Origin of the sequence: Cellulophaga tyrosinoxydans, assembly GCF_900176415.1 — a bacterium.
GTDB classification, from domain to species: Bacteria; Bacteroidota; Bacteroidia; order Flavobacteriales; family Flavobacteriaceae; genus Cellulophaga; species Cellulophaga tyrosinoxydans.
Window position 1 is genome coordinate 1,205,814 of record NZ_FWXO01000001.1, and the last position, 19,284, is coordinate 1,225,097.

At 32.8% G+C, this 19,284-nt stretch carries 16 protein-coding genes; 7 read left to right on the forward strand and 9 right to left on the reverse strand.

The features are described from left to right. Window position 1: 1 nt before the first annotated feature. Window positions 2–2,203 carry a PAS domain-containing sensor histidine kinase gene (locus B8963_RS05445; RefSeq protein WP_159447280.1) on the reverse strand — a complete coding sequence of 734 codons (2,202 nt, stop codon included), beginning with the start codon at window positions 2,201–2,203 and terminating at the stop codon, window positions 2–4. 309 nt (window positions 2,204–2,512) lie between these two features. Between B8963_RS05445 and B8963_RS05450 the strand changes: the two genes are divergently transcribed. Both B8963_RS05450 and B8963_RS05455 read left to right on the forward strand, forming a co-directional pair. Beyond that, window positions 2,513–2,986: an ankyrin repeat domain-containing protein gene (locus tag B8963_RS05450; RefSeq protein ID WP_084060388.1), complete on the forward strand. Its 474-nt coding sequence runs from the start codon at window positions 2,513–2,515 to the stop codon at window positions 2,984–2,986. A 3-nt stretch (window positions 2,987–2,989) separates the two neighbouring features. Continuing rightward, a complete protein-coding gene (locus tag B8963_RS05455; protein ID WP_084060389.1) occupies window positions 2,990–3,766 on the forward strand; it encodes a nitrilase family protein in 777 nt (258 codons plus the stop codon). Here the strand turns inward: B8963_RS05455 and B8963_RS05460 are convergent. Both B8963_RS05460 and B8963_RS05465 read right to left on the reverse strand, forming a co-directional pair. After that, window positions 3,750–5,366 carry an Ig-like domain-containing domain gene (locus B8963_RS05460; protein WP_084060390.1) on the reverse strand — a complete coding sequence of 539 codons (1,617 nt, stop codon included), beginning with the start codon at window positions 5,364–5,366 and terminating at the stop codon, window positions 3,750–3,752. The two genes, B8963_RS05455 and B8963_RS05460, sit on opposite strands and share 17 nt — an antisense overlap. An 85-nt stretch (window positions 5,367–5,451) precedes the next feature. Next, complete coding sequence (locus tag B8963_RS05465) at window positions 5,452–6,156, reverse strand: ComF family protein (RefSeq protein ID WP_084060391.1); 705 nt, start codon at window positions 6,154–6,156, stop codon at window positions 5,452–5,454. A gap of 44 nt (window positions 6,157–6,200) precedes the next feature. Between B8963_RS05465 and B8963_RS05470 the strand changes: the two genes are divergently transcribed. Beyond that, entirely contained in the window at window positions 6,201–7,097 is an 897-nt protein-coding gene (locus B8963_RS05470) for a hypothetical protein (protein ID WP_084060392.1), read from the forward strand. Window positions 7,098–7,134: 37 nt separating this feature from the next. Continuing rightward, window positions 7,135–8,676: a glycine--tRNA ligase gene (locus tag B8963_RS05475; RefSeq protein WP_084060393.1), complete on the forward strand. Its 1,542-nt coding sequence runs from the start codon at window positions 7,135–7,137 to the stop codon at window positions 8,674–8,676. A 72-nt stretch (window positions 8,677–8,748) separates the two neighbouring features. Here the strand turns inward: B8963_RS05475 and B8963_RS05480 are convergent, their stop codons facing one another. Continuing rightward, complete coding sequence (locus B8963_RS05480) at window positions 8,749–9,666, reverse strand: toxin-antitoxin system YwqK family antitoxin (RefSeq protein ID WP_084060394.1); 918 nt, start codon at window positions 9,664–9,666, stop codon at window positions 8,749–8,751. Window positions 9,667–9,704: 38 nt separating this feature from the next. Then, window positions 9,705–10,229 carry a DinB family protein gene (locus tag B8963_RS05485; RefSeq protein WP_084060395.1) on the reverse strand — a complete coding sequence of 175 codons (525 nt, stop codon included), beginning with the start codon at window positions 10,227–10,229 and terminating at the stop codon, window positions 9,705–9,707. A 246-nt stretch (window positions 10,230–10,475) separates the two neighbouring features. Here B8963_RS05485 and katG point away from each other — a divergent pair, with 246 nt between their 5' ends. Then, window positions 10,476–12,710 carry a catalase/peroxidase HPI gene (gene katG / locus B8963_RS05490; protein ID WP_084060396.1) on the forward strand — a complete coding sequence of 745 codons (2,235 nt, stop codon included), beginning with the start codon at window positions 10,476–10,478 and terminating at the stop codon, window positions 12,708–12,710. A gap of 224 nt (window positions 12,711–12,934) precedes the next feature. On the opposite strand, the gene B8963_RS05495 is transcribed toward katG, so the two are convergent. The 3 genes from B8963_RS05495 to B8963_RS05505 form a co-directional block, all read right to left on the reverse strand. Next, complete coding sequence (locus B8963_RS05495) at window positions 12,935–15,016, reverse strand: TonB-dependent receptor family protein (protein ID WP_084060397.1); 2,082 nt, start codon at window positions 15,014–15,016, stop codon at window positions 12,935–12,937. Between the two features lie 29 nt (window positions 15,017–15,045). Beyond that, window positions 15,046–15,600, reverse strand: coding sequence for a DUF3575 domain-containing protein (locus tag B8963_RS05500; protein ID WP_084060398.1), 555 nt, complete (start codon window positions 15,598–15,600; stop codon window positions 15,046–15,048). A gap of 63 nt (window positions 15,601–15,663) precedes the next feature. Continuing rightward, window positions 15,664–16,182 carry a DUF3575 domain-containing protein gene (locus tag B8963_RS05505; RefSeq protein ID WP_084060399.1) on the reverse strand — a complete coding sequence of 173 codons (519 nt, stop codon included), beginning with the start codon at window positions 16,180–16,182 and terminating at the stop codon, window positions 15,664–15,666. A gap of 134 nt (window positions 16,183–16,316) precedes the next feature. On the opposite strand from B8963_RS05505, the gene B8963_RS05510 reads away from it, so the two are divergent. Both B8963_RS05510 and B8963_RS05515 read left to right on the forward strand, forming a co-directional pair. Then, window positions 16,317–17,078: an exodeoxyribonuclease III gene (locus B8963_RS05510; RefSeq protein WP_084060400.1), complete on the forward strand. Its 762-nt coding sequence runs from the start codon at window positions 16,317–16,319 to the stop codon at window positions 17,076–17,078. A gap of 77 nt (window positions 17,079–17,155) precedes the next feature. Then, window positions 17,156–18,196 (forward strand): aldo/keto reductase, encoded by a 1,041-nt coding sequence (locus B8963_RS05515; RefSeq protein ID WP_084060401.1) that lies wholly within the window; start codon window positions 17,156–17,158, stop codon window positions 18,194–18,196. Window position 18,197: 1 nt separating this feature from the next. On the opposite strand, the gene B8963_RS05520 is transcribed toward B8963_RS05515, so the two are convergent. Next, entirely contained in the window at window positions 18,198–19,244 is a 1,047-nt protein-coding gene (locus tag B8963_RS05520; protein WP_084060402.1) for a proline iminopeptidase-family hydrolase, read from the reverse strand. Window positions 19,245–19,284 lie beyond the last annotated feature (40 nt).

Below are 19,284 nucleotides of genomic sequence, written 5' to 3' on the forward strand. Positions count from 1 at the left end.
GTTAGTTTTTTATTTGTTCGGCTTTTTTGAAGGTTAAAATAAATAATGTTTCCTTATCAACGATGCTTTCAACGGTTATGCTACCATTCATTGCCTCAATTTGGTTCTTGGTAATAAATAACCCAATTCCTTTGGCATCTTTATGTTGATGAAACGTTTTATACATTCCGAATATTTTATTCTGGTGTCGTTCTAAGTCTATTCCTTGGCCATTATCTAAAAAATAGAGAATTACATCATCATTTTTAATTTTAAAGTTTAATTCTATTACTAAATCACGCTTTTCAGATTTGTATTTTACGCTATTCGTAAATAAGTTTAGAAGTATACTGTCTAAATAAGCTGGTACGGCTTTTATTTTTAAATTCTTTGGAATGTTAATTACGCATTTTGCGTTGTTCTCTTCTAGAATAGCACTTATATTTTTTTTAACTCTTTTTACACTATTAAATAAATTTACACTTCGTAAATTTTCTTCAGCATTGGTAGATATATGCACAACATCATTTAAATGATGTACTGTTTCATTTAAACTTTCAGATGCATTTTGTAGCATTACCTCTAAATGCGCTTTCTCATTAGGGTCTGTCTCGTCTTTTATAAAATTAGTAAGCATTAAAAGATTGGTCGCATGTGACCTAAGATTGTGAGAAACTATATGAGCAAAATTTAATAGACTATTATTTTGATTTTTGGTTATTTCTAGGAGTGATTTGGTTTTATTTTCTGCTGCAATCATAGGCGAAATATCTATTAATTGTGCAATAAAGTGAGATAAATGGCCGCTAACTTTTTTAACCGTAGTTACGGTTAAATTGGCAGTTATAATACTGCCATTTTTATGATAAAATCTTTTATTTACGGTGTAGTTTGAAATTTCACCAAGATGCATTTGTTTTAAAAATTCAGTATCTTTCGATAAATCATCAGGATGGGTAATATTAGTAATCTTTGTTTGAATCATTTCCTCCTTTGAATATCCTACACTGTTACAGAGGCTAGAATTTACATTTATCCAATTTCCTTCAAGACTAATAAGTGCCATTCCTACCGAGGAATTTTCAAAAGCTTGTTGTAAAGATTCTTCGGTTTTAGATAATTGTAATTTAGAATGAATTAATTCTGAAATATCCCAATTGGCACCAACAAGTTTTACGATATTATTTTCTGATGAATCTAATTCTACACATGCTACAGATTTTATATGTCTTATTTTCCCATTGGGTACTATTATTCGGAATTCTATTTCAAAATCTTCTTTTTTGGCTAAACATTCTTCAATCTTCTTGGAGCAAAATTCTTTATCGTCTGGATGCAAACTTTGATTCCAAAAACTACTATGCCCATTAAATTTTTGTTTATCAATATTATAGAGGGAAAACATTTCGTTACTCCAAAAAAGATGCTTGTTTTCATAGTTGTATTCCCAAATCCCGATTCTCGCAGTTTTGGTAGCAATCTTTAAACGGTTGGTAACTTCATTATACTTTAAGTCTTTTAGTTTTTGTTTGTTAATATCTTGAAAAGTGCCGAACACGCGAATACATTTGCCATTAACAAATTCTACTTCGCCTTTTGCCCTTACCCATTTTTCTACGTTTTTAGCAGTAATGATAATTAATTCGGTATCCCAAGGTTTTCCACTTGTAATAGCATTATTCACCAATTTGGCAATTTTTTCTCGATGTTTTCCAGGTTTGTAAAAATTAATACCTTGCTCTAGGGAAGGAATAAAATCATCTGTTAAATCATGAATATACTTAGTAATGCTAGACCAGTACAGTTTGTTCGATAATAAATCTAGCTCCCATGAACCTATTTGGGCTACCTGTACAGCATTGTTTAATAATTGTATTTCTCGTTTCTGGTAGGTAATATTTTCAGCAGATAAAATTATGCCTGAAATATTCCCTTCCTCGTCAATAGCTTTTGCAATATTCCAAGAATACCAATTATTGTTCTTACTTTTTATTTCTATTTTTTTGTAACTAATAACGTGGTTTGAAGCCACATCGTTAATACATTTTATTAATTTTTCTGAGAGAATATTTAGGTTTTTTAATGATATTTCTGTCCCATTTTTTGGAAAAGGAAACTCTTCAATCCAAATTTCAGAATAATCCTTTATATGAAAATTTAAGTCAATAATCGCAATTGCAAAAGGAAAAGCACTAAGGGAATGTAGGGGGGAAATTAATTTCAAAATTTGTTTTTTTTTAATAAAGATAAACATATTAATTTATTTAGTAAGAAAATACCACACAGAGAAAGGGGTATTTGGTCAATCGTATAAAGGAATTTCTTGATTTAGACTACAAATATTTAAGTGATTAGTTTAATTTGTTTTTTAACAAAAATGTAATTTAGGGCACAAAACAGATGGATAGTTTCATAAGTTTTTGGGATAAAATACCATTAGAAATTTATAACAACATTTTTTAAAAATTATACTATTAATCAGCGATATTATAAGAGTTTCTTTATAAATTTATATACATCTTAGAATTGAGCTATGAACGAATTTTTCTTCAACGAAATACGAAACGGAAATTACACAGAGGTAAAGGCAATGTTGAAACAAAATCCTGTGCTTTTACATAGTAAAGATCAGCGTGGTTCTTCACCATTAATACTAGCTACCTATTATGATCAGCCAGAAATAGTAGAATTACTTTTAAATAATGGTGCTAAGATTGATGTTAAAGATGCTTCAGGGAACACCGCATTAATGGGAGTATGCTTTAAAGGCTATGCTGATATTGCTAAACTATTAATCGAGAAAGGTGCAAACGTTAACGAAAAAAACACCATGGGTGCTACATCATTAATTTATGCAGCCACCTTCGGAAGACTCGATATTGCAAAACTACTTGTTGCTAATGGAGCAGATGTTTCTATAAAGGATATTCGTGGTAAAAGTGCGTTAGATCATGCAAAATCACAAGGCGATCAATCAATAATAGATTTATTAGAGAATATTAAGTAATAAATGTCTGAACAACTAAAGGTAGCACTTGTACAAACTTCACTGGCATGGGAGAACCCAGAGCTTAATAGAGCAACACTTTTAGAAAAAATTGATTTAATTACCGCTACAGTAGACTTAATAATTCTTCCAGAAATGTTTACCTCTGGTTTTACAATGCATCCGGAAAAATTAGCAAAAAACGAAGGGCAAAAAACAATACGTTGGATGCAGAAAATTGCATCAGAAAAAAAAGCAGCCATTACAGGAAGTATCGCTTTTTATGAGAATAGTACTTTTTATAACCGACTTTTCTTTATTGAGGAAACTGGAAAAACATCATTTTATGATAAACGACACACGTTTACTTTAGCAGGAGAAAGTGATGTGTATTCCGCAGGAAACAAGAAACAGATTATTGCATATAAAGGATTTAATTTTTGCCCATTAATTTGTTATGATTTGCGTTTTCCAGTATGGTCAAGAAACAATAATGACTACGATGTATTGTTGTATGTTGCTAATTGGCCAAAACCAAGAATAAATGCTTGGGACGCACTATTAAAGGCACGAGCAATAGAAAATATGGCTTATTGTATAGGTGTAAATAGGATAGGTACCGATGAGGTGGGGCATGAATATCCGGGTCATTCTGCGGTTTATGATGTATTAGGCAACGAGGTGATTTTCTCTAATAACGAAGAAATTGTTTACGCAACTCTATCCAAAGAACTTATAGTTTCTACAAGAGAAAAATTAAAGTTTTTAGATGACAGAGATGCATTTAATCTAATAATGTAAAAGTATATTTCTCTTTCCAGTTAGCCCTCATTTCTATTACGGTAGGCGAATGGCTGACACGTTCTGGTTGTAATTTTTTTAGATAATTACCCGTGTCCCATTTTTTATTTCCGTTGGTATCCGAGATTACCCTAATTAAATATTTAGAAGGGCGTAGATAATTAAAATAGAATGTAGCCGGTTCGGTTGCAAATTGCTCTCTTATGAGCGCTCCTTTTTCATCAGTTAACTGAATTATTGCGGGGTATGTAACGCTACCATTTAATACAAGCTCTAAGTTTCCAAAATCTTCAAACCCAGCAGTTTTTATGGCATAAACTATAGTGTCGTTTTTATTGCCGAAAAAATCTTCAATTAAATCAGGTAAAACAGTTAGTTTATAATTTTCCTTTTCATCTTTTTTAAAATCTATAGAAAGGCTATTACTAATCGTATCTAATTTTGCAATAAATTTTGTTGGAATAGAATCTTTACGCATTAATTGTATTTTACTAGTATCCGCTTTTACAATAGGCGTATTTACATCAATCGTAAATAATTCTTCAAAACCAATCGCTCCGGATATTCTAGGCTGCAGAACTAGTGAATCTGCTGCTATTTTTCTTGTCTTCACAACAAAAGTATCAAGTGCACTCAGCTTTTCATTAGCAACCGAAAATATAAGCGAATCCGCAGTAAAAGGTGTTATCCAATAATTTAGAGTGTCTTTGTCGCGTTCTTTTGTAATTTTTGTTTTAACTGAGTCAGGTAATTTGGATAAGGTATTAATAACAATGTCTTTGCTATAGTCACCTTGATAGCCAAAACTAATTTTATTTTTTGCTTCAAATTTTGGCACAGACAAGCTATAATCGGACACTTCCTTAAATAATGTAAGCAGATAAATTTCATCTGTTGGCAATACAATAGTATCTTTTACAAACGCTATTTTGTCCACCTGTTGATCAAACATATTGTTTTTACCTTCGTCTTTAAGTCCAAATAATGCATACTTGCCTTTTTTCAGATAATTAAGATCAAATAAAATAGTACTATCAAGCGTATTTGTTATATAATTTGGGGGTCTTTTATAAACAGTTGAGTCGTTATAGGTGCTATCTATTTCATAGAGCATTACACTTATAAAAGTTTCTGCTTTTTTGTTGAAAGCATCTTCCACAACACCTTTTAAGGATAAAGAATCAATATAACTGCCTGTGGAGAAAACATAAGTTAAAAAACTGTTTGGATTGCCTTCGTTATTATCAACAATACTCTGCCCAAAATTAATTGTATAGGTGGTATTTTCTTGTAGGGTATCTTTTATTAGTATTTCTATTACCTTACTTGCTGTACCTGCCGGGGTAATTACAGGAGTATATTTTAATGGAGGCGATACAATTAATTGTTCTTGTATCTTATTAAGTTTTATATATTCATCAAAATAGAGACGTATTTTCTTTGCTTTGAAATCTACACTTAAATTTGGTGGTTCAGCATATTTTAATTTAGGAGGAATTATATCTTTTATACCACCAGAAGGAGTGCCTTTTCTTCCACATTGAAAAAGAGAAAAAACAGCAAAAAACAAAAATAAATAAGCTAATAATCGTCTTAACATAATATACAACTATCTCAAAAAACAAAGAAACAACTAATTTTAGAAAACTACATTTTTGTTGGGAGTGAAAAACTAAAACAAAATGTTAAGTTTTCGACACTATGGCCATAGTAAGTGCATAAATAGTTACTCCCTCTACATTATCAAAGGCTTTGGCACAAGCTTCTAGTGTAGCGCCAGTGGTGACCACATCATCCACAAGTAAAATGCTTTTGTTTTTAAAAGACATATTAGGGTTTACCTCGTATAAATTTTGATTTGATTGCCATCTAAAAAAGCGGTCTTTTTTAGTTTGTGTTTTTGTATTTTTAAGTTTAATGAGTCCATTTTCTTCATAATGCGTATTTAAATGATCAGCAATTTTTTGAGCAAACTGCGAAACTTGATTGTAACCTCGTTTTTTTAATTTTTTTTTGTGCAATGGAACCGGAATTATCATATCAATTTTAGGAGGGTTATTTTCACTGATGATTGCACCACACCATTCTCCTAAAAAAGCACCAATTTGCTCTTGATTTTTGTATTTTAGATGGTGAATTATGTTTTTTACGATACCATTTTCGGTAAAAAACAGGAAAGAATTCGCTTTTTTTATAGGAACTCGACCATAAAAAATACTATCGAAAGGGTTTTCATCGTTATAATTGTACTCGGTGAGTGGTAATTGATTTCGACAAACGGTGCACAATAATCGTTCACCTTTACTCAAATGTGCATTACATCCAAAACACCCCTCGGGTACTAGGATGCTGTGGATATCATTTAGTATCTTTGAAAACCTTATATGCATTTTTTAGACTATTAAAACCAAATTAAAAAACCTACTTAGCCTGAATGAATTATCAAGATACTAAATTCAATTATAAAATACTCTTAGCTGCATTAATAGCGGTTATAATAGGTATTCTAATTGCGTTTTACTACAGCCACGCTCAATCAAAAAATAGAATTGATTATTTAGAAGACGAAAAAGCTATTTTGGTTAAAGATCTTACTTTAATGCAAGCGGAAGTTGATAGACTTTCTACAGCTAATGAAGTTAATGAAATAGAACTGCAAAATTCTAAATACCGTATAGAGCAGTTACTAGATTCTGTGGGTAGATTAAACTTTGATATTACTAAGCTACGCGAATATAAAAAAGAGCTTAGGCAAATGGAGTTAATGCATGACAGTTTAAAATTAAAAAATAATTCTCTTAGATATAATAATTCCATTCTTTCTCAAAAATATAACGAGACCAAGACAAAAATGGAAAATCTTGAGAGTAAAGCTGGTAAATTAGAAGTGCAAGAAGCAGCTTTGCGTAAACAAAATAAAATAATTAGTGAGCAGTTAAGAATTAAAAGCTACCTGCGCATATTGTCTCCACAAGCCACAGCATATAGAATGCGTGGAGGTGATGCTATTATCACTAATAAAGCATCTATTGTTTCACGATTACGCTCTTGTGTTGTTGTAAGTGAGGATATGGATGTTATCAACGAGGATAAGATAATTTACCTACAATTTTTAGATCCCGATAAAAGAGTAATTACACATAATGCCACTACGATTAATGTAAATGGTAATACCTATAGTAAAAGAGTAGAGTTTGTATATAATGGCAATCAAAAAGATGTTTGCGATTATATAGCAGTGCCAGAAGGTTCACTAAAGAATGGTTTGTATACCTTGAATATCTTCGAAAACGAAAAATTATTGGCAAGCTCTGAATTTCAATTAAAATAAATTATTCCTTTTTAGGGTAATATTCTATTTTTGCCAAATGGCAAATCAAGAAGATCAATTTAAAAAAGTAATATCCCATGCCAAGGAGTATGGGTATGTTTTTCAATCTAGCGAAATTTACGATGGGTTAAGTGCAGTCTATGACTACGCCCAAAATGGAGCAGAACTCAAAAAAAATATTCGAGAATATTGGTGGAAAGCCATGGTTCAGATGAATGATAATATTGTGGGTATTGATGCAGCTATTTTTATGCATCCTACGGTATGGAAAGCTTCTGGACATGTGGACGCTTTCAATGATCCATTAATTGATAATAAAGACTCTAAAAAACGATATCGCGCAGATGTTCTAGTTGAAGAGTATACTGCAAAAATTGAAGCTAAAATAGAAAAAGAGGTAACTAAAGCAGAAAAACGTTTTGGTGATGCTTTTGATAAAGCGCAATTTTTAGCAACCAACCAAAGGGTAGTAGAATATCAAGAAAAAATAGATACCATACTAAAGCGTTTAGGGAAATCTTTAGAAAACGAAGATTTGTCTGATGTGCGTAATTTAATTGATGAACTTGATATTGTTTGCCCTATTTCTGGATCAAAAAATTGGACCGATGTAAAGCAGTTTAACTTAATGTTTGGCACCAAAATAGGAGCCTCAGCAGATAGTTCTATGGATCTTTACTTAAGACCAGAGACTGCTCAAGGTATATTTGTAAATTTTTTAAACGTTCAGAAAACTGGACGTATGAAAATTCCTTTTGGTATAGCTCAAGTAGGTAAGGCGTTTAGAAATGAAATTGTAGCGCGTCAATTTATCTTCCGTCAGCGCGAATTTGAACAAATGGAAATGCAGTTTTTTATTCAGCCAGGTACACAACAAGAATGGTATGATAAATGGAAAGAAACCCGCATGAAATGGCATTTATCTTTAGGGATGGGTGCAGATAATTATCGTTTTCATGACCATGAAAAATTAGCGCATTATGCTGACGCTGCGGCTGATATTGAGTTTAAATTCCCATTCGGATTTAAAGAACTAGAAGGTATTCACTCAAGAACCGATTTTGATTTATCGCAGCACGAAAAGTTCTCAGGTAAAAAATTACAGTATTTTGATAATGATCTGCAGCAGAACTATGTACCTTACGTTGTAGAAACATCTATAGGTTTAGACCGTATGTTTTTAGCCGTTTTATCAAATTCATTACAAGAGGAAGAATTGGAAAATGGCACCACAAGAACTGTATTAAAGTTACCTTCTGTGCTAGCGCCAACAAAGGCAGCAGTTTTACCTTTGGTTAAGAAAGATGGTTTACCAGAATTGGCCAATGAGATTATTGACGAATTAAAGTGGGATTTTAATGTAACTTATGATGAAAAAGATGCTGTCGGACGAAGATATAGAAGACAAGATGCCAACGGTACTCCTTTCTGTATTACGGTAGATCACCAATCTTTAGAAGATAAAACAGTAACTATACGTCATAGAGATAGTATGGAACAAGAAAGAGTTGCAATTGCAGATCTAAGAACCATAATTGGCAAGGCAGTAGCCATGAAAGAGTGGTTAATGAAAATGTAAATTCTTTTAACAACATAAAAAAAGGCTTGTAGAAATTTTTTACAAGCCTTTTTTATTTTACAGCAGTACAACCTATTTGGTTTTAGTTGAAACTAAAATATTATTTAAGTATGTTTCTGTTTTAATAACAGATTGATCTTTATTATAAAAAATGGCATCGCCATTAAGTTGTCCATTTTTCCAATTTGATTTTACTTGTAGTTCTCCAGTTTCATAATATTCTAAGGTAGTACCATCTTGAGCATTATCTTTCCATTTAGAAACAATTTTGGGTTGTCCATTGTCGTAATATTCTGTGCATTTGCCAAAGTATTTACCATTAATTCTACCGCATCTATCTCCAGCTGCGATTTTTGCGCCAAATATTTTATAAGTTCTAAACCATTCTACACTTGGTTTTAAATCGGCTACAACTATTTCACCATGCTCTTTTATTTCAATAGTTTTTACTAGCAAGTGGTTGCCGTCATAAGTATAGTTGTAAGCTTCATATATTGGAGTGGATCCAGCATAGCCATAACCATTGTAATAATCGGTGCGACCTATCTCTTTTTCTGCGATATCATGACCCAAAAATTCCACATTACACTGTAAATAATATTTACCAGGCTTCATTTTATAAAAGGCGAAATTACCATTAGCATCTGTCAAGGCTTCAAGTCTATAGCTAAATGCTTTTTTTGACATTATTACTTTACCGCCAATTTCAGACATTATTTTTTGTAACCTCATTGCTTCTTCAAGGTATTCAGTCATAGGAAACAACAATACCTTGGTATTTTCTTTAGCCTTATGTTTTTGGTTTTGTATTCTACTTATCTCTTTAGTAAATGCAGTTCCTGTAATGGTAGCATGCCCTTCTAGTAATTTAGAGCTTGCATCTTTTTCATTAAACCAAACTTGCGGATACAGTTCATTTTGAGCAATAACCTTATAGGATATGTTTAGTAAACACAAAAAAGTAACTATTGGAAGGATAAAATTTTTCATTAGCTATTTAGTTTCTATAAAAGGAAAATGGAAATTAATTAAAGGTAATTTTTTTTGTAATTAAGTGCAGCTACAATATTATTTTTTTGCTTTAAATGATGCCTCATATGCATTTCAGCAAATTGCAGCCATTCTTTAGGGCTTAAATAGTGTAGTCCCGGATGTTTAGATTTTCCAAACGTTTTTTTCAGCTCCATTTTTGTCCATAAAATATTTGCTTCATCTTTAAGTTTTTCCAAAGCAAGCTTTAATGATGGTATGTCTATAGGTTGAGAAATATTTGCAGCAGCTATAGGGTCTCCTTTAATTTGTAGGTCCGGAAACGAATTGTTTTGAAACATCAGTTTGGCACTTTCACTCATTTCTTTTTCAGCGTGTTCTAAATCATCAAAGCACAAGTTAATTTGGTCAAAATACCAATTTGTTTCATCAATTAAGTGCATATAAACTTGACCAATGGACCAACTTGATGCCTCTGGCTTTTCAATTATTTTTTTGTAGTCATACTTATTTAACTCTCTAAGCCAAATCTGAAGTGTGTGGTTAAAATCATCAATGAGCATGAAATTGTTTTATTCAATTAAATTTATAAAACATTCTAACATAAACGATTAACGTTTCTGTATTTAATTTAAAATGCTTAAGAAATTGATATATGTCATAATTTCATTTACTATTGTTTTGTAATTTCAGGGTTAATTGATATTTCACATGCGGTATAGTTTTTATCTATCAAAATAATATTATTGATAAGTAAATGTTTGGTAAATTAGTAATCGAGATTTCTGAAAAATATAAAATTACAATAGATGGAAAATAATTCTAAATCAGGTAGTGCACCTCAAGGCAAAAACTTTGATATTAATGAAAGCACAGCAAAATGTCCTTTTCTAAGTGGAACAATAAAGCACACTTCAGGTGGTGGGGTAAAAAATCGTGATTGGTGGCCTAATGAACTTAAGCTAAATATATTACGTCAGCATTCTATACAATCAAATCCTATGGGAGAAGATTTTGATTATGCTCAAGCGTTTAATAGCTTAGATTTTAAGGCTTTAAAGCAAGATGTATTAAATCTAATGACCGATTCTCAAGATTGGTGGCCTGCAGATTATGGTCATTATGGAGGATTAATGATTCGTATGGCTTGGCATAGTGCAGGTACCTACAGAGTTGGTGACGGTCGCGGCGGCGCCGGAGGAGGAAATCAAAGATTTGCTCCAATAAATAGTTGGCCCGATAATGGAAACTTAGATAAAGCACGTTTGTTACTATGGCCAATAAAGCAAAAATATGGTAACAAAATTTCTTGGGCAGATTTAATGATTCTTGCAGGTAACTGCGCCTTAGAATCTATGGGTTTTAAAACTTTTGGTTTTGCCGGAGGTCGTGAAGATGTTTGGGAGCCAGAACAAGATGTGTATTGGGGTAGCGAAACAGAATGGGGAGCTAATGAAGACCGCTATAAAGATGGAGATTTAGAGGATCCACTAGCTGCAGTAATGATGGGTTGGATTTATGTAAACCCAGAAGGGCCTAACGGAAATCCAGATCCTATGGGTTCTGCACATGATGTTAGAGAAACCTTTGGCCGAATGGCTATGAATGATGAAGAAACAGTTGCTCTAGTTGCCGGAGGGCACACCTTTGGTAAAGCACACGGTGCGGCCGATCCGAGTAAATATGTGGGTAAAGAACCTCACGGGGCTCCTATTGAAGAAATGAGTACTGGTTGGAAAAACAGTTTTGGTACAGGTGTACTCGATGATACAATTACTAGTGGTATTGAAGGAGCATGGACACCTAATCCAACACAATGGGATCATGACTATTTTGATGTATTATTAAATTACGATTGGGAACTTACTAAAAGCCCTGCAGGAGCACATCAATGGAAGCCAACTGCTGCTTCAAATGCCAGAAAGGCTCCTAAAGCTGGAGATCCAAATGGCAGACAAGATTTAATGATGACAACTGCTGATATTGCCCTAAAAACAGACCCTGCCTATTTAGAAATTTCAAAACGTTTTCATAAAGACCATAAGGCGTTTGAAGATGCATTTGCACGTGCTTGGTACAAATTAACACACCGTGATATGGGACCAATTGCACGCTATTTAGGTCCTGAAGTGCCAAACGAGCAATTGTTATGGCAAGATCCAATTCCGAGTGTGGATTATGTTTTAAGTGATACAGACATAAACACATTAAAAGGCATGATATTGGATTCTGGTTTAACTATATCTCAATTAGTAACCACGGCATGGGCTTCTGCTTCAACTTATAGAGGTTCTGATAAAAGAGGTGGAGCTAATGGAGCTAGATTGCGTTTAGAACCACAACGAAATTGGGAAGTGAATAATCCTACTGAATTGAACAAAGTACTATCTATTTTAGAAGATATTAAAAGCGAATTTAATGGCGAAATATCTATCGCAGACTTAATTGTATTGGCTGGTAATGTTGGCGTAGAACAAGCAGTTAAAAATGCTGGATATACTACAAAAGTAGCATTTACTTATGGTCGTGGAGATGCGACTCAAGAACAAACAGATGTTGAAAGTTTTGGCTATTTAGAGCCTATAGCAGACGGATTTAGAAACTATATAAAATCTGATTTAAAAATTGCTGCAGAAGATTTATTAGTTGATAAAGCAAACCTCTTAACACTTACAGTGCCTGAAATGACTGTGTTAGTTGGCGGTATGCGCGTATTAGGAGCAAATTATGATGGCTCAAATTACGGTGTATTCACAGATACAAGAGGAAGTTTAACCAACGATTTCTTTAAAAATATTTTAGACTTTACCTATACTTGGAAAGCAACTTCAGATGATGACAGGTATTTTGAGGGACGTAATCGTAGAACAAACGAAGTAAAATTCACTGGTACTCGTGCAGATTTAATTTTTGGTTCTAATACAGAGCTGCGAGCTATAGCCGAAGTTTACGGTGCAAATGATGGACAAGAAAAATTTGTAAAAGATTTTGTCGCAGCATGGACTAAAGTAATGAATCTTGATCGTTTTGATTTGAAAAAATAAACTTTCACAACACATTGTAAAAAAGGAGGATTTGTTACTGCAAATTCTCCTTTTTACTTTCAAACTGTTCTATATAATTTGATAGGAACGTACGCTCTAATATTGCTATATCTTATTAAATATAGTTAGTTTAGTTTTATTTTTTCACTTATTGCTTTTAATCATCTAGCAAATACAAGGCTGAAAAGTGAATATAAAATCTTTAACAAATTTCAACATGGTAATTACAAAGAATAGCGCAGTTGTAGGCTACCGTAATAATTTCGGTTATTTCCAGGGTAATAATATCTTGGTTCTGCACTACCAAAGGCTTGTGTATTAATCAATACCGATTGTGCATATTTAGCATCAAAAAGATTGTTAATGCCAAAACTACTGGCAATAGAAAAATGTGAATTTAGCTTTTTTTGAAAACCTATTTTGGTTGTAAATACATGGAAAGATTCACTATACAAACTATTGGCATCGGTAAGTGGAATAGCGCCAGTAAATTGGTGCGTGGTATTCCAGTAAAAATGCTGAAATAGCTGCATTTGCAAACCAGATTGTAATCTATGTTTTGGAACGCCTGTTAATTCATTTCCTGAGTAAGAAATACCGTTATCAATAAATGCTATAAAGTTATGTTTATTAAAAGTATAATTTATAAATGGTTGCAACTGTACTGCACTTGATAGTTTTAATTCATACGAAGCAGAAAGTTCTAGCCCTTGGTGTTTGGTTTTACCTGCATTTTTTCCAACAAATTGATCATCACTAATCCGTTCGGCAACCAATAAGTTTGTAATATTCATTTGGTACAATGCGGCATTAATTTGAAGCTTTTTTTGGTCAAAATATAAATTAGTGCCAATTTCATAATTAACACCCGTTTCTTGAGCTATATTTGGGTTTATAACTCCGTCTGGCGTAAGCGTTTCTTCTAAAGTAGGATTAGAAAATCCTCGGCTAACATTTGTGTATAATTTTTGAAAATTGTTAAGAGTGTAGGCTATTGTGGCGTTAGGCAAAACAATAGCATTAAAATCTCTTTTTGCACTTTTATTTTCAGATCCTTGGTTAAATAAATCGCGATAATTGTATTGCGTTTTGTTTACGTTCAACCCTAATTGTACTTCTAATTTTGGATTTATATTCAGTAAAATGGTTGCAAAAGTATTTAATTGGGTTCTATATTCTTTGTTTTTTGCAAAAGGAGCACCTTGCAGGCTACCATTACCATTGTTATCTTGGTATAAATTCTCAAACTCACTCCAATTAAATTCATCTTTATAAAGTTCTGAGCCAAAAGTATAACTTGCTGGTTTTGTTAACATTTTAAAATTTCCTTCAAAACGTGTTCTAAAGCCATATCCATTGGTGAATTCATCTAAAATTCCAAAAGGTCGGGGTTCGTAATGATCTAAATAACTATAAAATATGCTGGTTGTATTTTTAAGATTTTCGGAAAAATCATGTGATAATGATAGGCCAATTAGGGTATATTTATTTGCTTCATATCCTTTAGCAGCGTTCCACGTAAATGCAGCTTGCTCTGGATTTTCTTTAAAATCGGTTATCCCTAATGAACTTGGTATTTGTGCAAAGTAATCCACATAATTTACTAGTAATCCTAGCGTATTTTTAGGGCTTATTGCAAACGAAACATTTAGTAATAAAGCATCGCGATTAAACTTATTGTTTTGGCGATAACCATCTGTTTCTAGATGTCCGTAATTAAATCCTATTGCTATTTTTTCATCGGTCAGTGAAAATGAAAAATTGTTTTTTACTAAATTATAGGAACCAACAGTAAAATTATTATTGAAATACGTGGTATTACCTAAGGCCTGTTTTGGTTGCAATAAAATGGCACCACCTAGATTACTACCAAAAGTAGTTGCTTTTGGCCCTTTTACCACTTCAATCTGGTGCAAACTCTCTAAATCGTATGCCTCTATGGAAGATAGGCCTGCTCCATTGGTAATAGGAATATCATTATAATACAAGCGTAATTTATCAGTGCCAAAAAGCGTTCTTGCTCCTACACCACGAATTGTAATTCGGTTAGTATTCAAGGATCCAGATAAAATGTATACCCCCGGAATTTGGTTTATAGCCGAAACCACATCAACAGGACTATAATTTTGAAAAATAGTTCCGCCAACCAAATCAGAAGGGGTGATACCTTCAGTGTGTTTGGTAATTTTGTTTTCTAAGACAATAACCTCCTCAAGCGTAGTTATGCTATCTTTTTCTATTTTTTCTTGACTGAATACCAATTGGGAGATTCCAAATATAATACTTAAAACTACGTGACCCTTCATTCGATAATTTAAGGTCATAAAATTAAGTATTAAAAGCGAAAGCCTAATGATACTCCTCCACGTCCAACAACATCAACAGTGTTATTAGCGTTGAACAAGTTTCTACCTATTCCACCATACACCTCTGCTACGAAGCCTTTTTTGGAAACGAATTTTCCTCCAATCGACACTCCTAAAGCAAAATCAGTATAACTGGTTTCATCGTAGATGTCTTCTTGAGTAACCTCGTTGTAACCAATATATTCACCGGAAGAACTACTATTTAACATTCCAAAACCTTCTACAAAAAATCCTTTTGCATAGCCTTTTGAAAAATACCTGCGATAATAAGGTGTTAAAGAAAAATCTCTTAAAACATCAATACCATCATAATCATCACCTAAATTAACTAAGACGCCTACACCATAAGAGGATTCTTCATCGATTAAACGTTCATAGGATCCATCAAGATATTTAAAAGCAATTAAGTTAAATGCATTTATTTTTACTTCATCTTTGCCATCAATTAAATCAGAATTATCCTGTGCAAATGCTGATGTAATTGCTGTAATTACAAAAGCGACAATTAAGCTAAATTTTTTCATTTTCGGTTTTTGTTTTAAAGATACTATCAAAATTATAATTTATAGGATTATTTAATAAAAGTGCTAAAATCTGAAACCTATGGAAAGTCCTGCCCTATACATAAAAGTATTTTGATATTCTAGTGGATTAATGTTTCTTCCGATTCCGGCGTTAAATTCTAGAGAAAATTTTTGACTATAGGTCACAAATTTATGACCTAGGCCAATCCCGAGAGCAGTAGTATTATAACGATTCTTTAAAGTGTGTGGGTTAACATAATTTTCATCAAGCTCGCCTGTATAATATAAGGCAAAAGCTTCGGCAAAAAAACCGCTACGTGGAGCATATCCAAAATAAGCTCTAAAGTTAGGGCCAATTCCAAAATTGCCATTGTAGTCCAATGGCGTATTGTCAAAATACAATGTTCCTCCAACACTTGTATCTTCTGTAAAAAAATATTCATAACTGCCTTCAACAGTAGTGGTGGCTAAAAATAATCCAATATTAAACTTTAACTCCTGATTTTGATCGTAGTTACGATATGCTTGCGAGTAGGTTAAACTACCTATACTCAAAAATGCAATGACTAGTAATTTGTTCATTTCCCTCGTGTTTGTAAGAAGAAAATCAATTATTATTCCAAAAATTAAATTTTATGCAAAAGCAAAAGGTTTTAACAGCTGTTTGGGTTGCTTTTTATAGCAAATAGTGTGTATTTTCGGTAAAAATTATTGAAATGAAAATTGTTTCCTATAACGTAAACGGAATAAGAGCCGCATTAAACAAAGGTTTTATAGATTGGTTGCAAGCTGTAGACCCAGATGTGCTTTGTTTACAAGAAATTAAAGCCATGGAGGAGCAGTTAGATTTGAGTGTGTTTGAAAATGCGGGATATAAATACTCCTATTGGTATAGTGCGCAAAAAAAAGGATATAGTGGCGTAGCTATTTTGTCTAAAACAAAACCTGATCATGTAGAATATGGAACAGGTATTGAGTATATGGATTTTGAAGGTCGAAATTTACGTGCAGATTTTAATGGCGTTTCAGTAATGAGCATGTATTTACCATCCGGCACAAATATGGATCGGTTAGATTTTAAGCTGCAGTATATGGCAGATTTTCAGGAATATATAAATGATTTAAAATTGAAATATCCGAATTTGATTATTCTAGGTGATTATAATATTTGTCATGAAGCCATAGATATTCATAATCCGGTTGGATTAAAAAATGTATCGGGGTTTTTGCCTGTAGAGCGGGAGTGGATTGGTAATTTTATGAAGAGTGGTTTTATAGATAGTTTCCGTTATTTTAATGATGAACCTGATAATTATACTTGGTGGAGTTATAGAGCCAATGCACGAAATAACAATAAAGGCTGGCGTTTGGATTATGGCTTAGTAAGTGAGCCTTTAGAAAATAGACTAAAGCGGTCTGTAATCTTATCCGAAGCAAAACATAGTGATCATTGCCCAATATTAGTTGAATTGCATTAATTTTTAATTGGATTAAAATTAAATTTTTTTTGTTTATGCTTATTTTTGACCTAATTAATTGCTAAGAAAATTTCCTTATGATTTATACCAAATTACCCCACACAGATATTGAAGTAAGTAAAATATGTTTAGGTACAATGACTTGGGGCAATCAGAATACAGAAGCAGAAGGTCATGAGCAAATGAATTATGCTACTGATCAAGGAGTTAATTTTTTTGATACAGCTGAATTATATCCAATTCCAGCACACCCTGACAGAAGATCGATAACGGAAACAATAATTGGTACATGGTTCGAAAAAAATAGAAATCGCGATAAAATTGTACTAGCCACTAAAATTGCTGGTAGAGCCGAGATGTCTAAATTTATCAGAACCACTGGGTTTAGCAAAGAAGCCTTAATTGATGCTGTGGAGGGTAGTTTAGAGCGCTTACAGACAGATTATATAGATTTATACCAACTACATTGGCCGGAACGTAAAACAAACTATTTTGGTCAACGCGGTTATGTTCATGATACTGCGGATTTCTGGGAAGATAATTTTCACGAAATACTAGAAACTTTAAGAGATTTAAAACGAGAAGGTAAAATAAGAGAAGTTGGGGTTTCTAATGAAACACCATGGGGAGTTATGCGTTATTTAGAAGAAAGTAAAGTACACGCAACTTTGCCCAGAATGATAACTATTCAAAATTCTTATAATTTACTGAATAGGCAATTTGAAACAGGCTTATCTGAAATTTCGCATCGCGAAAATTTAGGGCTTTTAGCATATTCTCCTTTAGGATTTGGCGTATTGAGCGGAAAATATTTGGGCGATAGATTGCCTGATAATTCTAGATTAAAACTTTTTCCTAATTACAATAGATATAAAGGTATAACTGCAGTTGAAGCTACTCAGAAGTATTATGAACTTGCACAAGCTAATGATTTGTCGTTAACACAAATGTCTTTAGCATATGTAAATACACGTCCATTTTTAACTAGTAATATAATTGGAGCAACAACTATGCGCCAATTAGAAGAAAACATTGCCAGTATAGATGTGGAATTAAGTGCTGAAGTTTTAGAAGGAATAGAAAAAATACATAATCAAATTCCTAATCCTGCACCTTAAATTATTTTTTATTGGTATCTCTTATAAACTGAATAATGCCCTTAAAATAATTCTTCTGATCGTCATATTGCGATAAATGGCTTCCGTTGGGGCAAAATAAATAACGTCCATTTTGAACTTCTTTGGACATCCATTCCATATGTTTGGGATCCATAGTATCATATTTGGCACCAATAACCAATGTTGGCACTGCAATTTCTTTAAGTCTAGTTTTTATATCCCAATCTTTTAACGTGGCATCTCCAGTGATACCAAATTCACTATGCCCTTGCATATGAACATACACTTGATTGTTGGCATGATTAAAAGTCCTTGAAATAGCTTCAGGCCATTCTTCAACAGGCATACGTAGAACGTGTTCTGTGTAATAATGATTAAACAAAAGCTCGCCGTATCGTGGGTTTGTAAAATCTTGATTGGCTTCAATTAATTTAATCTCTTCATAAACTTTTGGATCCAATTGCGGACCTAAAACTTCTTGTGCGTAGGCATTGTATTCAGGAATGCTAGACATCATATTAGAAATGATAAGTCCTTTTAAATTTTTCTGATATTTCAGGGCGTATTCCATGGCTAGAATTCCACCCCATGATTGGCCTAGTAAATAAAAATTAGATTCATCCAATTTTAGCGCTTTTCTAACTTGTTCTACTTCCTCAACAAAACGTTCAGTTGTCCATAAACTTAAGTCATCCGGACGATCGCTATAATAAGAACCGAGCTGATCGTAGTAAATATATTCTATACTTTCCTGAGGAAAATAACCATCAAAACAGCTATAAATTTCATGTGTCATTCCAGGCCCACCATGTAAAAGCAATACTTTTTTAGTGGGATTATGACCAACAGTTTTTGTCCAAACTTTAAATGTTCCTTTCTCTGTAGTAATAGGAATCATTTTTATGCCACCCGTAAATTGATCATCTCTGTTTGTAAAACTCAAATAGTTTTCTGCTTCACTAGTAGCTGTGTCAATTGGTTCTTTCGCTGGTTCTTTACAATTGAAAAAAAGTACTATTAACAGTGTAAAGAAGATTGGCTTTTTCATAACTTTTAGTTTTTATGAATTTACTAAAAAATTCTATAAA